The sequence below is a fragment of the Pseudomonas mandelii genome (assembly GCF_900106065.1).
Classification (GTDB): domain Bacteria; phylum Pseudomonadota; class Gammaproteobacteria; order Pseudomonadales; family Pseudomonadaceae; genus Aquipseudomonas; species Aquipseudomonas mandelii.
The window spans coordinates 5,621,667-5,637,241 of record NZ_LT629796.1 but is presented as its reverse complement, the minus strand read 5'-3'; the positions used below and the strand labels follow the sequence as shown (position 1 = coordinate 5,637,241).

Annotated in this window: 14 protein-coding genes, 2 tRNA genes and 1 pseudogene; 13 read left to right on the top strand and 4 right to left on the bottom strand. The window is 57.8% G+C overall.

From position 1 onward, the window contains the following. The first annotated feature begins 54 nt into the window (after window positions 1–54). Entirely contained in the window at window positions 55–1,119 is a 1,065-nt protein-coding gene (gene ada / locus BLU63_RS26205; protein WP_083376632.1) for a bifunctional DNA-binding transcriptional regulator/O6-methylguanine-DNA methyltransferase Ada, read from the top strand. On the opposite strand, the gene acuI is transcribed toward ada, so the two are convergent. Continuing rightward, the gene (gene acuI, locus BLU63_RS26200; protein WP_083377304.1) at window positions 1,120–2,103 is read right to left on the bottom strand and encodes an acrylyl-CoA reductase (NADPH); all 984 of its coding nucleotides are present in this window, start codon (window positions 2,101–2,103) and stop codon (window positions 1,120–1,122) included. It lies immediately after the preceding gene. A gap of 238 nt (window positions 2,104–2,341) precedes the next feature. Between acuI and BLU63_RS26195 the strand changes: the two genes are divergently transcribed. The 8 genes from BLU63_RS26195 (at window position 2,342) to BLU63_RS26160 (ending at window position 8,431) form a co-directional block, all read left to right on the top strand. Further along, window positions 2,342–3,406 (top strand): NAD(P)H-dependent flavin oxidoreductase, encoded by a 1,065-nt coding sequence (locus tag BLU63_RS26195; protein ID WP_083376631.1) that lies wholly within the window; start codon window positions 2,342–2,344, stop codon window positions 3,404–3,406. 145 nt (window positions 3,407–3,551) lie between these two features. After that, the gene (gene modA, locus BLU63_RS26190) at window positions 3,552–4,319 is read left to right on the top strand and encodes a molybdate ABC transporter substrate-binding protein (RefSeq protein ID WP_083376630.1); all 768 of its coding nucleotides are present in this window, start codon (window positions 3,552–3,554) and stop codon (window positions 4,317–4,319) included. Next, the gene (gene modB / locus BLU63_RS26185; RefSeq protein ID WP_083376629.1) at window positions 4,320–5,000 is read left to right on the top strand and encodes a molybdate ABC transporter permease subunit; all 681 of its coding nucleotides are present in this window, start codon (window positions 4,320–4,322) and stop codon (window positions 4,998–5,000) included. It begins immediately after the preceding gene. Between the two features lie 3 nt (window positions 5,001–5,003). Beyond that, a complete protein-coding gene (gene modC / locus BLU63_RS26180; protein ID WP_083376628.1) occupies window positions 5,004–6,083 on the top strand; it encodes a molybdenum ABC transporter ATP-binding protein in 1,080 nt (359 codons plus the stop codon). A gap of 78 nt (window positions 6,084–6,161) precedes the next feature. After that, window positions 6,162–7,202 carry a DNA topoisomerase IB gene (locus BLU63_RS26175; RefSeq protein WP_083376627.1) on the top strand — a complete coding sequence of 347 codons (1,041 nt, stop codon included), beginning with the start codon at window positions 6,162–6,164 and terminating at the stop codon, window positions 7,200–7,202. A 72-nt stretch (window positions 7,203–7,274) separates the two neighbouring features. Continuing rightward, a complete protein-coding gene (locus BLU63_RS26170) occupies window positions 7,275–7,496 on the top strand; it encodes a hypothetical protein (protein ID WP_083376626.1) in 222 nt (73 codons plus the stop codon). Between the two features lie 115 nt (window positions 7,497–7,611). Further along, window positions 7,612–7,842, top strand: coding sequence for a hypothetical protein (locus tag BLU63_RS26165; protein WP_010460746.1), 231 nt, complete (start codon window positions 7,612–7,614; stop codon window positions 7,840–7,842). A gap of 304 nt (window positions 7,843–8,146) precedes the next feature. Then, entirely contained in the window at window positions 8,147–8,431 is a 285-nt protein-coding gene (locus BLU63_RS26160; protein ID WP_010460748.1) for a hypothetical protein, read from the top strand. 107 nt (window positions 8,432–8,538) lie between these two features. On the opposite strand, the gene BLU63_RS26155 is transcribed toward BLU63_RS26160, so the two are convergent. After that, window positions 8,539–9,258 (bottom strand): TetR/AcrR family transcriptional regulator, encoded by a 720-nt coding sequence (locus tag BLU63_RS26155; protein ID WP_083376625.1) that lies wholly within the window; start codon window positions 9,256–9,258, stop codon window positions 8,539–8,541. 155 nt (window positions 9,259–9,413) lie between these two features. Here BLU63_RS26155 and BLU63_RS26150 point away from each other — a divergent pair, with 155 nt between their 5' ends. After that, window positions 9,414–10,250 (top strand): NAD(P)H-binding protein, encoded by an 837-nt coding sequence (locus tag BLU63_RS26150; protein WP_083376624.1) that lies wholly within the window; start codon window positions 9,414–9,416, stop codon window positions 10,248–10,250. Window positions 10,251–10,336: 86 nt separating this feature from the next. On the opposite strand, the gene BLU63_RS26145 is transcribed toward BLU63_RS26150, so the two are convergent. Beyond that, window positions 10,337–10,423: transfer RNA gene (locus tag BLU63_RS26145), tRNA-Leu, on the bottom strand. Between the two features lie 162 nt (window positions 10,424–10,585). After that, window positions 10,586–10,659, bottom strand: a tRNA-Cys gene (locus BLU63_RS26140). 412 nt (window positions 10,660–11,071) lie between these two features. Here BLU63_RS26140 and BLU63_RS26135 point away from each other — a divergent pair. The 3 genes and pseudogenes from BLU63_RS26135 to BLU63_RS26125 all read left to right on the top strand — a co-directional run bounded on the left by BLU63_RS26135 (window position 11,072) and on the right by BLU63_RS26125 (window position 15,575). After that, complete coding sequence (locus tag BLU63_RS26135; RefSeq protein WP_083376623.1) at window positions 11,072–12,667, top strand: hypothetical protein; 1,596 nt, start codon at window positions 11,072–11,074, stop codon at window positions 12,665–12,667. 126 nt (window positions 12,668–12,793) lie between these two features. After that, a pseudogene (locus BLU63_RS26130) lies at window positions 12,794–13,048 on the top strand (methyl-accepting chemotaxis protein); the annotation flags it as partial. A 544-nt stretch (window positions 13,049–13,592) separates the two neighbouring features. Beyond that, the gene (locus BLU63_RS26125; RefSeq protein ID WP_391564242.1) at window positions 13,593–15,575 is read left to right on the top strand and encodes an LTA synthase family protein; all 1,983 of its coding nucleotides are present in this window, start codon (window positions 13,593–13,595) and stop codon (window positions 15,573–15,575) included.

The following is a 15,575-nucleotide window of genomic DNA, read 5'->3' as shown; positions in this document are numbered from 1 at the left end:
TGTGGTGCTGGGGGCTTGTTAATCTGGAAAAAACGGGTCAACGGACATGAAACCATGACAACTCATTCGACCAGGATTGCCACCGAGGACGATCCTCGCTGGGCCGCCGTCGTTGCACGGGATCCCGGTGCCGACGGGCAGTTTGTCTACGCCGTGAAAACCACTGGAATCTATTGCCGCCCCAGCAGCCTGGCACGCTTGCCGAAACCGCAGAATGTCGAATTTTTCGACACGGCAGAACAAGCCCTGGCGGCGGGCTATCGTCCCAGCAAACGGGCCACGAAGGATCAAAGCGATGTAGCCGCACAACACGCAGCAACCGTCGCTGTCGCCTGCCGCCACATCGAATCCGCCGAAAATCCGCCTGCGTTAAATGAGCTGGCGCAGGCAGCAGGCCTGAGCAGCTTCCATTTCCACCGCGTATTCAAAGCCGTGACCGGGCTGACACCCAAGGGGTACGCAACCGCCCATCGTTCCCGCAAAGTGCGCGAACGCCTGGCCGACGGCGGCTCAGTCACCGACGCCCTGTATGACGCCGGTTTCAACTCCAACAGCCGCTTCTATGAATCGGCCGATAAACTGCTGGGCATGAAGCCGGGGGATTACCGCGCGGCGGGCCAGAACAACGACATTCGTTTTGCCGTTGGCCAGTGTTCCCTGGGGGCCATTCTGGTGGCGCAAAGTGAACGCGGTGTTTGCGCGATCCTGCTGGGGGATGATCCGCATCAACTGGTTTGCGACCTGCAGGACAAGTTTCGGCGTGCGAATCTGATTGGCGCCGATCACGCGTTCGAGCAGTTGATTGCCAAGGTTGTCGGTTTTATCGAAGCCCCGGCAATTGGCCTGGATTTGCCGCTGGACGTGCGCGGCACCGCTTTTCAAGAGCGGGTCTGGCAGGCGCTGCGGGAGATTCCTGCAGGCAGCACCGCCAGCTACGCCGATATCGCTCAGCGTATCGGCGCGCCCAAAGCCGTGCGCGCCGTGGCTCAGGCCTGCGGCGCGAACAGTATTGCAGTGGCGATCCCGTGCCACCGCGTGGTACGCAGCGACGGCAACCTCTCGGGCTATCGCTGGGGTGTCGAGCGCAAGCGTCAGTTGCTGGAACGCGAAACCGTGTAATCACCGATTCACATCGACCACCACTCGCCCGCGCAATTGTCCGGCGAGCAAGCGCGGTGCGGCGTCGATAGCTTCGCTCAAGCCGATTTCATGGCTGATCAGTGGCAGCAACGCGAAGTCCAGATCCTTGGCCAGCCGATTCCAGGCTTCCATCCGCTTGGCTTTGGGCTGGGTCACGCTGTTGATCCCGGCCAACGTCACGCCACGCAAAATGAACGGCGCGACGGAGGCCGGGAAATCCATGCCTTGTGCAAGACCACAGGCGGCGACCGTGCCATTGGCCTTGGTGCTGGCGCAGGCGTTGGCCAGCGTGTGGCTGCCGACCGAGTCGATCACCGCCGCCCAGCGTTCCTTGGCCAGCGGTTTGCCCGGCAAGGACAGAGTGGCGCGATCAATGATCTCGCTGGCGCCCAGTTGCTTGAGGTAATCGTGCTCGGCGGTGCGCCCCGTGGACGCTACGACTTTATAGCCAAGCTTGCTCAGCAGCGCGATGGCGAAACTGCCTACGCCGCCGTTGGCCCCGGTGACCAGGACTTCGCCCTGCTCAGGCGTGACACCATTATGTTCCAGCGCCAGGATGCACAGCATCGCCGTGTAACCGGCCGTGCCGATTGCCATGGCTTGAGCCGCGGTGAATTCCTTGGGCAGTGGGATCAGCCAGTCGCCCTTGAGGCGCGCTTTTTGTGCGAGCCCGCCCCAATGCCCTTCGCCTACGCCCCACCCATTGAGCAAGACCTGGTCACCGACCTTGTAGTCCGGATGCTCGCTGACTTCGACCGTACCGGCCAGGTCGATTCCGGGCACCATGGGGAATTTCCTGACCACCGGGCTGCTGCCGGTGATCGCCAGGCCATCCTTGAAGTTCAAGGTGCTGTACGCGACCCGCACCGTCACATCGCCCTCGGGCAGTTGATCGTCATTGATCTCTTGCAGTGTGGCCCGGTAACCGCTGTCGTCTTTGTCGATCAAAATACCTTTGAACATCATTGCCTCTCAATGCAATCGATCAGGTTGTGGGGGCATTGAAATACCACAAAGAAACATCTCGCCGTACAAGACTTTAGCCAAACCTACGATGCACCGAGCGCTACCATGACGTGCGGTTACGCCTTTTTTTTAAGGCCCTTGAATAATGGAAAACGTCCCGGATACAAAAGTCGACTGGCTCTACATCAACCATTGCTGGTAAAAAACCGGTTCTATCCGCCGGAGAATCATTGAAATGAGCCAATGGCCAGACACCCGTATTCTTGACCTGCTCGGCATCGAACTGCCGATCATCCAGGCACCTATGGCCGGCGCTACCGGCTCGGCCATGGTTATCGCCGCGAGTAACGCTGGCGGCCTGGGCTCGATGCCCGCGGCGATGCTGAGCATCGAGCAGTTGCGCGAAGAGCTGAAGACGATCCGCCAACAGAGCCAGCGTCCGTTCAATATCAACTATTTTTGCCATCAGACCCCGGCCGCCGATGAGCAACGGGCTCGGGAATGGAAAAACCTGCTGGAACCGTATTATCGGGAACTGGGCGTCGATTTCGAGGCCCCCACACCGGTATCCAATCGCGCGCCGTTCGATAACGCCGCCTGCGAAGTGCTCGAAGAATTCCGTCCCGAAGTCGTGAGTTTTCACTTCGGCCTGCCGGAACAATCACTGCTGGATCGGGTAAAAGCCACCGGGGCGAAAATTCTTTCCTCGGCGACCACCGTCGAAGAAGCCGTCTGGCTGGAACAACATGGCTGCGACGCGATCATCGCCATGGGCTACGAGGCAGGCGGACATCGGGGAATGTTCCTCAGCGATGACTTGAGCAGTCAGGTCGGCACATTCGCCCTCGTGCCTCAGGTCGTCGATGCGGTGAAAGTGCCGGTGATTGCAGCGGGCGGGATCAGTGATGCGCGGGGGGTGGCGGCAGCTTTTCTGCTGGGCGCTTCGGCGGTGCAGGTGGGGACGGCTTACCTGTTCACGCCAGAGGCCAAGGTCAGCGCGTCTCACCACAAGGCGTTGCGCACGGCCAAGGAAAGCGAGACGGCGGTGACCAATCTTTTCACCGGCCGCCCAGCACGAGGAATCCTCAATCGGGTGATGCGCGAACTCGGCCCCATGAGCGATAAAGCCCCGGCCTTCCCGTTGGCCGGTGGTGCGTTGATGCCGTTGCGGGCCAAGGGCGAAGCGGATTTCAGCAATCTCTGGGCTGGGCAGGCATTCACGTTGGGCGTTGAAGTGAGTACGGCAGAGCTGACTCGGCGTTTGGCGGAGGAAGGTTTGGCCAAGTTGCTCCGTCGCTGAAGCACGCTGCTGTAGCCTGCTGCTCCAGGATCACGCAACTTCACAGATTCGGCTCCAACACATTCCGTTTGCGGGCATTACGCTATATATTTCGATATATAGCGTTTCGTCCCCTCGTTGCATTCGCCTATCACGGAGCCGTTTCATGCCCATGCGTGCCTCACGTTTTGCCCCGGCCTGCCTCGCAAGCCTGCTCGCCGTCTTCGCGTTCGGCTCCGCTCAGGCAGGCGAAGTCCAGGTGGCCGTCGCCGCCAACTTCACCGCGCCGATCCAGGCCATCGCCGCCGATTTCGAAAAAGACACCGGGCATAAACTGGTCACCTCCGTTGGTGCAACCGGTCAGTTCTACGCCCAGATCAAGAATGGCGCGCCGTTCGAAGTGTTCCTCGCTGCCGACGACACCACCCCGCAAAAACTCGAAGCTGAAGGCGACACCGTCAAGGGTTCGCGCTTCACCTACGCCGTAGGCACGCTGGCACTGTGGTCAGCCAAGGAGGATTACGTCGATGCCAAGGGCGATGTGTTGAAAAGGAACGAATACAAGCACCTTTCCATCGCCAACCCGAAAGCCGCGCCTTATGGCCTTGCCGCCACTCAGGTGCTGGCCAAACTGGGCCTGACCGACAAGGTCAAAGACAAGCTCGTTGAAGGCCAGAACATCACCCAGGCCTATCAGTTCGTTTCCACCGGCAACGCTGAACTCGGCTTCGTGGCCTTGTCGCAGATCTACAAAGACGGCAAAGTCACCGGCGGTTCGGCCTGGATCGTCCCGGCCGACATGCACGACCCGATCAAACAAGACGCGGTGATCCTCAACAAGGGCAAGGACAACCCGGCCGCCAAGGCACTGGCTGACTACCTCAAGGGGGCGAAAGCGGCCGCCATTATCAAGTCCTACGGTTACCAACTCTAAATGACGCTGACGAGTGCCGACTTTTCCGCCATCTGGCTGACCCTGAAACTGGCGTCCCTGACGACGCTTATCCTGTTGATCATCGGCACTCCGATTGCGTTATGGCTGTCGCGCACACGCTCGTGGTTGCGCGGCCCGGTCGGGGCAATTGTCGCCCTGCCCCTGGTCCTGCCGCCCACGGTGATTGGCTTTTATTTATTGTTGGCGCTCGGCCCTAACGGCTTTGTCGGCCAATTCACCCAGTCACTGGGGCTCGGCACGCTCACATTCAGTTTTGCGGGACTGGTGATCGGTTCGGTGCTGTACTCGATGCCGTTCGTGGTCCAGCCGCTGCAAAACGCCTTTTCCGCCATTGGCACCCGCCCGCTGGAAGTGGCCGCTACCTTGCGCGCCAATCCATGGGACACCTTTTTCAGCGTGATTCTGCCGCTGGCTCGCCCCGGCTTCATCACCGCGGCCATTCTCGGTTTCGCCCACACTGTCGGCGAGTTCGGCGTGGTGCTGATGATTGGCGGCAACATTCCCGACAAGACCCGCGTGGTCTCGGTGCAGATCTACGATCACGTTGAAGCCATGGAATATGCCCAGGCCCATTGGCTCGCCGGGGCAATGCTGGTGTTCTCCTTTGCCGTATTGCTGGCGCTCTATTCCAGCCGTAAAACCAAAGCGGGCTGGAGCTGATCGATGATTCATATGCGCCTTAAACTGACTTATTCAGGATTCGCCCTGGAGGTGGATCTGCAATTGCCCGGCCGCGGAGTAACGGCACTTTACGGCCATTCCGGGTCAGGCAAAACCACGTGCCTGCGCTGTATCGCCGGTCTGGAGCAGGCCGAACAGGGCTTTATTCAGGTCAACGATGAAGTCTGGCAGGACAGTGACAAGAAGATTTTCGTACCGCCGCATAAACGTGCGCTGGGGTATGTTTTTCAGGAGGCCAGCCTGTTTCCTCACCTTTCGGTGCTGGCCAATCTGGAGTTCGGGCTGAAGCGCATCCCCAAGCAGCAACGCCGGGTTGACATGGCGCATGCCACTGAACTGTTGGGCATTGGTCATCTGCTGGACCGCCATCCGCAGCACCTGTCCGGAGGCGAACGGCAACGAATCGGCATCGCCCGCGCGCTGCTCACCAGCCCCAAACTGTTGCTGATGGACGAACCGCTGGCGGCGCTGGATAGCCAGCGCAAAAACGAAATCCTGCCTTATCTGCAACGCCTGCACGATGAACTCGATATCCCGGTGCTGTACGTCAGCCACTCACAGGATGAGGTCGCCCGACTGGCCGACCACATCGTCCTGCTCAGCGAGGGCAAGGCGTTGGCCAGCGGACCAATCGGTGAAACCCTGGCGCGTCTCGATTTGCCCCTGGCGCTGGGCGACGATGCGGGCGTGGTGATTGAAGGCCATGTCAGCGCCTATGACCCGCACTATCAGTTGCTGACGCTGCAGCTGCCCGATACCGACCTGAGCATTCGCGTGGCGCACGCTCCGATGACCCAAGGCCAGGCGCTACGTTGCAAGGTCCAGGCGCGGGATGTCAGCCTGAGCCTGCAAGGCGTCGAGCACAGCAGCATCCTCAATCGCTTGCCGGTGACGGTGATCAGCGAAATCGGCGCCGATAACGCCGCCCACGTGCTGATCCGCCTGAATGCGGCCGGCACACCGCTGCTGGCACGCATCACCCGCTACTCCCGGGACCAACTGGGCGTGCACCCCGGCCAGCAACTCTGGGCGCAGATCAAAGCGGTGGCCGTGCTGGCGTAAATTCGTCGGCACCACGGCGAATGGACGCGGTCAATGGCTGTACAGGCCCCCTGACTTCGTCGCCAAGGATTTTTTGCCATGCCCGATACCGCGCTGCCCGATGTGCTGCCACCCGACCTGCACTACGTCGACGACACGCAGCCTGGAATCACCCGCAAACGCTTGCGCGGCAAATTCTGCTACTTCAATTCTGCGGGCCAGCGCATTACCGATCCCGACGAAATCAAGCGCCTCAACGCCCTTGCCGTGCCGCCGGCCTATACCAATGTGTGGATCTGCGCCGACCCGCGTGGTCATTTGCAAGCCACCGGCCGTGACGCTCGCGGTCGCAAGCAATACCGTTATCACGCGCGTTGGCGCGAAGTGCGCGATGCCGATAAATACTCACGCCTGCGGGACTTTGGCCTGGCACTGCCGAAGCTGCGCAAACAGCTTGAAACGCTGCTGGACGCTCCGGATTTCAGCCGAGATAAAGTCATGGCCACCGTGATTACCTTGCTCGATGCGACGCTGATCCGGGTCGGCAACACGCAATACGCCCGGGAAAATCGATCCTATGGCCTGACCACCCTGCGCAGCCGTCACGTCGAGGTCAACGGCAGCGCGATCCTGTTCCAGTTTCGCGGCAAGAGTGGTGTCGAACACCAGATCACCTTGAAAGACCGACGCCTGGCGCGAATTATCAAGCGCTGCCTGGAGATTCCCGGACAAGACCTTTTCCAATACCTGGACGAAAATGGCGAGCGACACACCGTCAGCTCCTCAGATGTCAATGCTTACCTGCAAACCCTCACCGGCGCCGACTTCACGGCCAAGGATTATCGGACATGGGCCGGGAGCGTCCTGGCGTTGTCGGTGCTGCGTGAGTTGCAGTGGGAGCCTGAGTCGGACGCGAAACGGCATGTGGTCGAGATGGTCAAGAACGTTGCCAGGCAACTCGGTAACACCCCGGCCGTGTGCCGCAAGTGCTACATCCACCCGGCGGTGCTCGAAGGTTTTATGCTCGGCGCCTTGGCCCAACTGCCGCGGCCGAGACTGCGTAAAGGTCTCAGGGCAGAAGAAGTCGGGCTCGCCATGTATCTGGAGAAAATGATCGCTGAGGCAGAATCGACAAAATGACCCGTCCATTTTTTGCACGATTGCAAAGAGCTTCTATAGTTGATGTGGACATGAATCAGCTGCGGTGACGCCATGGAAGACATTTTCGTTGTGAAGCGTTGCAACAAGATCATCATTCATGGCCGCCGGGCCGGAGAAGCCGGCCACCCACCACCCGACGCCGCCGTCTGGTATCGCATTGAAGATACCCGCACCCGTGGCTTTATCGGTGACGGCTTTGATCTTGAAGAAGATGCCCAACGTGAATGCCGGCAGCTCAATACCAGGTCACAAGTGACGGCCCGACAAGCCTGAAGTCCGGGTCTATACTGAAATCAGCTGAAGGACCAGCGACCCCATCGGCAGAAAGCTCGCACCCAGCGGGCTTTTTGCTGCTATTTGTCAGGTTTCTTGAACGGAGGTGTTTGCCATGTCCGAAAAAGAGTCCATCACCACCCTGCTTACCCTGCTCGACTCCCGCCAGGCTCGACTTGCCGCTGCGTGCAAGGAGATTGCCGATTGGGTAGATCATCAAGGAGGGCATCCGACAGCCCTCAGAATTCGTGACCGCCTGAACGACATTGAAAAAGACGCGCCACTGATTCGAAACACCCTGTCTTCGTTAAAACCTGTCGACCCGCCTCTTCCTCGGTTCAGATGATTCGATCTGGGCGCGCGATTCAAGAACAGGGCCTGATCCAGGACGTGTGAATGGCGACTTCATCGTCAGCGCGTCCGTGCCTGTCTGATTATCTTTTTCTCCACACCCTACCTGGCCTGACGCCGGGATTTTTTGTGACTTCTTTTCACGTAACGTTCACAACACACACCCTACAGTGGGTTCACTCCTTTGATGAACCCCTTGGCCTGCCCGCATGCAGGCCATTTTTTTGCCCGCTGGGCAGCCAACGAACGTCTTCATTAGCTGGAGGTCAAACAGTCACACGTCACGAAGGAGACGTCCCATGGTCACTCACTTCAAAGTCAGCGGGCATCTGGCCTGCGGTCACAAAGGCAGCAATCTCACATCAACCAGCGAATTGACCCGCGTAAAGTGCAGAAGCTGCCGCAACACCGACGCGTTCAAGGACGCGCGCAAAGCCGAACGTAACGCAGCACGCCGTGCTGCGCGTAAGGCCAAAGTCACTCACACCGCCAATGACTGGCGCGCCGCCTGGGTACAACGGTTGACCGCCATGGCCGGATTGCAAAGGTTACCCCGTGGTTTTACCGGCCAGCCTTTCGTTTAAAAACTGCGCCAGGAAATATCTCGTGCGGGAGAGAACCTGCTCGCGATGAGGGCAGCACATTCAACATTGATGTGACTGACCTTCAACCATCGCGAGCCGGCTCGCTCTCACCGGGGGATTGGCCCTGACAAGTCTGTTGATGAGTCGCACGTGTTCAGGTTCGCCGGCTCCATGATTTCAGCGAGCGACATGCGCTTGAAGGCTTCAAACAACCGCCGGCCCTCTTCGGGCGCACAAGAAATGGCCAGTCGCATAGTCGCTTCACCTAGCTGCCAGATCAGAAAGGCAGAATCAGCAACCCGCTGCGCATCGCTGCCTGGAAACACCCGCAGCATCGCATCGGCCAGCAAGCCGCCCGCCACACGACTCTCCTCCAGCTCCAACGCCAGCAACTGCTTGTCTGCCTGCATGCCTGACCAAATATCACGCATCGCAGGTTCGGCCTGAACGATCTCGTAATACTGATCCAGCAGGTCCGAATAGGCATCCGCCAACCCTTGCGCATCTTGCACCGTCACCAGCGCCTCTTCGATACAACGACGGCTTGCCGCGTTATAGCGCTCGGCCAGTGTACGAATGACCGAGCTCTTGTCAGGGAAGTACTGATAAAGCGATCCGATCGAGATCTCCGAGCATTCGGCAATTTCGCTCATTTTTACCTGGTCGCTGCCCTTGGTTGCGATCAGTTGCGTCGCCACCGCCAGGATTCGCTCCTGCCGCTCGCGACTGCGTTGTTGCGTGGGATTGCGGCGGGTCGGCTCTGCAGCAGGTTGCTCGAGCCCGGTGGCAGCTTTCTTTGGCACTGGCGTGATTCCGATCAATAACATGACAAGCACTCACCTTAGCACCCCCCGCGAACGCCCCCAAGTGGTTGCATCCGTATGTCGGTTTCCTCCTTAACATTGGTTGACGGTAGAACATGAGCGTTTATCATCTTCTTAACGTGAGTATTACTCACATTAACCCGATGGAGACGAACGCGATGAAAACCACTCAGGACACCCTCCTCGTTCTCGGTGCGACCGGTAAAACAGGGCGCAGGATCACCCAGCATCTCCAGGCCGCAGGATTGCCTGTGCGCTTGGGTTCTCGCGGCGCGAATCCTCCCTTTGACTGGGAAAATCGACGGACCTGGGATGCGGCGCTTGATGGCGTTCACGCTGTTTACATTTCCTATCAACCGGACCTCGCCGTTCCGGGCGCCCTCGATACTATCCAGGCGTTTACCAACCTGGCCGTCAAACGTGGCGTCGGCAAATTGGTTCTGCTGTCCGGACGTGGCGAGGTTGAAGCGGAACAAGCCGAACGCGTCATTCAAAACAGCGGTGTCGACTGGACGATCCTGCGGGCCAGCTGGTTCTTCCAGAACTTCAGCGAGGCGCATTTTCTGGAGCCCATTCTTGAAGGAGAACTGGCCCTTCCCGTCGGCAATATCGCGGAGCCCTTCGTCGATGTGGAGGACATTGCCGAAATTGCAGTCCAGGCACTGACCCAACCGGGGCATTCACGCCAACTCTATGAATTGACCGGGCCACGGGCACTGACTTTTGCCCAAGCGGTCGAGGAGATTGCTCAAGGGACCGGGCGCGAGATCAGTTTCGTCGCCGTACCGCCGGATGCATATCGTCAGGCACTGGAGCAGGCACAACTTCCTGCGCAGTCGATTGACCTGGTGCTTTATCTCTTCACCACGGTGCTCGACGGTCGCAACACGCCGTTAGCCAATGGCGTTCAGCGCGCACTTGGCCGGCCCGCGCGCGACTTCAACGATTATGTTCGGCGCACCGCTGCTACAAAAATCTGGCAGAACCAGGTTTGAGGTTGACGAGGATCATCTATCAAGAATTGCGGAGCAGAAACGACAAAGGCCTGCATGAGTTTCCTCATGCAGGCCTTTGATATGTATGGTGCCCGAAGCCGGAATCGAACCGGCACGCCCTTACGAGCGGGGGATTTTAAGTCCCATGCGTCTACCAGTTTCGCCATTCGGGCGGTAGCGCGGTGAAGCTGTCTGGCTTGTGCAACAGAGGACGAAATATATACATCCCGCCCCGGTGAAGCAAGTTCGCAGATCCCCTTTTCAAGACAAAATCTTGCAAGGTTGCGCAAATAAAAAAGCTCCGTAAATCATAGATCTACGGAGCTTGTTTATAGTGGAGGCCGAGGTCGGAATCGAACCGGCGTAGGTGGATTTGCAATCCACTGCATAACCATTTTGCTACTCGGCCTCAAACATTTGATGTCATGTAGCGCAACATCAAATGTGTACAAACCTGGAACAGGAAACGAGCTTATGATTCACGCTCTATCTCCTTGAAAACATTGAGCTTTTTCAGCCGTCTGTGCTTTCGATGGCGTGAATTATGTACTCATTTCCTGAGGCTGGCAACCCCTTGATTTCAAAAAAAATTCTGGCAGCAAGTTTTGTTGGCCCCCGGGTGTTTGTGCCCTTCCCTCTGATCGCCCGGGCATTGATGCACGATTCTACAGCCAGGCAACAAGAGACTGATCATAAGGTGACTGGCTTGGTATCTGATCCCTGCAAGGTTGTCGTTTTCCGGTAGTACCTCCGGGCGGACCTCAAGTTGTCACTATCACCGCCGACTAGTGAGGTAGGAACTTAATGAGCATGGAGCTGCCGTGACCCTGATATCTTCAATCTCCGCCCCCCAGCCACTGGCAATCGCTAAAGTGGTGGCCACCGTGCCCATCGGCAATCCCATCGAATCAACAGCCGTCACTGATTCGCCCTCGTCGATAGTCACCTTGCTGCAAGATAACAAAGCCGTCGATGCACTGACGTATACCTCCCGGGGCGGGATAGCGCAGCTTGACGCACCGCTTTCCTGGGAATACACGCAGCATGACAAAGTGTCCTTGCACATGAGGGGCAATTTCGGAAGTTCGTCGACGGCCGGCCGGTTCCAAAATCTGGGCGCATCGCTGCTTTTGCAACTGGCTGAGACCAACAAGAACATTTCCCAGTCAGTCCTTCGCTCATCGACTGGAAGGCCTCTTGAAGCTGGCGAACTGGCGGCTGCCCAAGCCAAACTCCATAGTGGCATCGCAGATAACTCCATCAGCCTCACGCTGAATACAGCGAGTGGCAAAACTATCCAACTGACCCTCTCCAGTCAGGACAATGCGCTGGCGGTACAGGCGCAGGTCGAGGGTGGTGATCTCAGCAAAGAAGAACTTGCTGCGCTGGGCGCAATGGCAGACGGATTTGAGTCGGCCATTCAAGGGCTCACTGCGGTGCCTCCGCAACTCAAACTGGACACCTTGATTCAGTTCGACTCCAAGGTGTTTTCCTCGGTCGATCTGGTGAAACGATTCAAGCTCAGCGATGACAGCACGCAGACCCTTGAGCTGCATGCCGATGCAAGCCAGCGCCGGGTAAGCATGAAGGGCGCATCGGGCGATCTCAACATAGCCGTGGACTTGAAAAATGCTGCGATTCTGGGCAACAGCACTCAGAAGGCCAAGGCGCTTGAGGGGTACATCCGTCAAATAGAAGCGGCGCGCGACCGAGGCGACGGCGACCGACACCTGCTATCGATGTTCGAAAGTGCATTTAAGGCCGTTCACACAAATTACTCGGAAAGCCTCGCCGCAACCGTGCGGCAGCCCCCAGGCTCGAACTACCTGACAGACACCGACCGCAGCTTGCTTACCGGCCTGGCCGATTTCAGTGCGACGGTCACCGAGAAGACTGTAAACGGCAATCCTGCGCGGCCTGCCGAACTTGATTCATTCAGCTATGACGTTTCCCAATCCACGCAATCCAAAGGTGCGAATCGGCTCAATCGCACGCTTGTTCAGGATCAGCAATCCCATCTGACAGCCCAGTACCATAAGCCTCTGTATGCCGGGCAAAAGCTGGAACTGACGACGGACTCGGAATCGCAGAATTACCTGTACTACCAGATCAACGATCAGGCCAGCAGCACGAGCCGCATCGGTTATGCCGAAGGTGAGTTGGTCGAGGCTTCCATCAGCCATTCGGCAAGCCAGTCCACTCGCATTGCCAAATACGTAAAGGGGAATTTGGAAGAAGACAATTTGACGCCTGCCTCATCCTCGAAGACGCAGAATCTTCTCGTCGTTCTGCAACAGGCACTGCAGCAGGATAAGGCGGCGAATTTGGGACGAGGCAGGTCATTTCTCGAATACGCCTTGGCCGCTATCCAGGACAAAGTAATGTTGGTCAGCGATCCGAGTGAAATCAAGGATTGACCCGTCAACCGAGCGAGAGAGAGTCACTCATACCAGGTCTGGGGCAGATTTATGACCTGCCCTTGTTATTACCGACGGCATGCACGATGAGCCAACTTGTTGAGCGGGGATGGTGCGGAGAAATACCTGGGAAATGCCGCGGGTGATTCTTTAACACAGATAACCGAGCCTATTTCTCAGATCAACGAGCGAAATCTGGTCATTGCAAGCGCTTCGGAGTAACAGGCACAAGTATCTAGAGAGGTTGATCGTAATCTGGTTAATATCCGCGACCTGTCGACTCAGTCTGCAGCAGGTGCCAATCAAACCAGTGCGGCCAGTAATGAGTTGTCACGGCCGGCTGTTGATCTAAGTGGAATGGTGAATCGATTTATAGTTTAACCACAGCCAAAAGCCAAAAGTGTGGCGAATTACAACGTTCTCGTCACCCGGCATTGTGATGCCGTGCGCACGTCCGCCCGCAATCGGACGGAACACGTTAAACAGCCTGAAACAGTTAATGTTCACGGCCATCACCCGGCATTAATATCCTTCATTCAGGGCTCTGGAACGGGGGTCAAGAGCTGAAGCTTTTAGCCGGCAGGCCAATATCCAGGCTACCCACCGTTTCAGTACCCCTCCTCCTATTCGAATGTCCCGACCAGTCCTGCCATCGCTTGATACCATTCAGCACACTTGTATGAAGCTTTAATGTCTGGAAGGTCTTTTTGTGAACGTTATCCGTCACTGGTTACGACAACCCTATGCGCGCCTCGTCGCGCTGATCGGATTGGTCCTGATCTTGCCTCTATGCCTGCGTGCGGCACTGGGTTGGTCGAGTCCACTCGGCTACCTTTCAGATCTGGGAATTGCCAGTCTTCTCATCGTCACCCTGCATCGTCGTCCCTGGTGGTTAGCGCTGCCGGTGTTGCTGGTTTGGGGAATTATGACGTTGGCGACTGCTGAACTCGTCAGCGCGGTCGGGAGGTTTCCAAACGCCACAGACCTGCAGTACTTGATTGACCCTCAATTTTTGGAAAACTCTACCGGAGGTGGTTTCGCCCAGCCATGGCTGGCAGCCACTCTGTGCTTTGGACTGGCGATCTGGTTGATCACGCAGTGGATGGGCCGCTCCAAACCTATTCCGGCCTTACCACGTAGCGTGTGGGCAGCACCGTTGCTGCTGTTGATCGGCCACTGGGGCGCCCAGCACCTCTACCCCACCGACGAAGACCCTTGGCGCTTGTTCAACCTCCCGCATCAGTTACTGTCCGCGAGCGTTGGAGACGTTCAGTCAAGTGCTGAAGAATGGTTAGCAGGTGATGTTGTCGATGTCACTCCACAAATGGCGGGACTCACCCAACTCGATCTGGAAGGACAGAAACTGCTCGCCGCTCCCGGGCGGGCGCGGAATGTGTTGATCATCGCACTGGAAGGTATTCCCGGCGCCTACGTGGGTGTGAATCGCGAAGCCTTGCACAGCAGCTATCAGGAAAATCTCATGCCCAATCTCAGTCGATGGGCAGAGCGCGGCATGAATACGCCGGACTACGTCCTTCACAGCCACCAAACCATTCGCGGTCTGTATGCAATGCTGTGTGGCGATTACGACAAACTGGACAACGGCACGCCGAAGGGGGTGGAAATGTTGACCCAGAGCGAACGCAATCAAGCGTGCCTGCCAGCCCAGTTACACCAGAACGGATTCGCCACGCACTATCTCCAGGGTGCGGGCCTGCGTTTCATGGCAAAAGACAAAATCATGCCGCACATCGGTTTCGATGCCACTCATGGACTGGAATGGTTCACCAACAGCAACTACCTGGAATTCCCTTGGGGCAAGGACGACAAGGCCTTCTTCGAAGGAGCCCTTGAGTACGTTGGCCAGCTGAAAAAACAGAAAAAACCGTGGATGCTGACGCTACTGACCGTTGGCACCCACCAGCCCTATTCGGCTCCTGAAGACTACCTGGAGCGCTACGACACACCCAAGCAGGCCGCCGTCGGGTATCTGGATGATGCGCTTGGGCAATTCCTCAACGGCCTGGAACGTCAGGGAATGTTGAAAGACACCCTGGTGGTGATCACCTCGGATGAATCCCACGGTATCGATGGAGTGCGCCTGGCGTCCTCTTGGGGCTTCAATCTAATGCTCGCGCCCGAGCAGGATCAGTTGCCCAAGGTGAAGTCCGGGGTTTACGGGCATGTCGATCTGAGTGCCTCGATACTCGACTATTTCGCCTTGCCCTTCCCCCCAGCCTTGAGCGGTCGCTCGCTGTTTCGCGACTATGAAACGGGCCGCGAAATCATGTCGTACACCAACGACAAGCTGCGCTATCACAATGGTCAGGGCACCTTGACCGAGTGTGACTTTCAACAGCGCTGCCGGAATTACGCCAGCCCAGGCTTCATCGCGGAACATGCGACCTTGACTGGTCAGTACGGAGGCAAGCGCGCCCGTCAAATCGCAGCCAGAGCGACGGCGCTGGATCATTCGCTGCTGCGCACACCCTTGAACCAGCACTACCAGTTCGGCAGTTCCGCCATCATCCCTCTTCAGACAGCGATCAAGGATGACTGGGCCGATAACCTCATTGGCGCGCAGTACCTGGAAATGCCAAAGGGCTCACTCACTCGCGTGCGTCTGACCGTGCGCTCGGTAGATCCACAACAGGATGCCTACATTCTGCTCAAGGCCAAGGAGCGGGAACAGGATGTCCCGTTGGGCCTCCCCGCAGAAATGATTGTCACTGCGGATCAGCCATTGGAGATGCACTTCAGTTTCGACAATCCGCAGCCGCGCAAGGCGTTCTCTTTTCACTTGCTGGGCTACGGGTTGGGGGCCGTTGAGGTGAGTGACTTCAGTGTAATTACTGAGTTACCGGGGCAGGACGACCTACCCACGAATATCGACAAGGCAGAGGGCTAG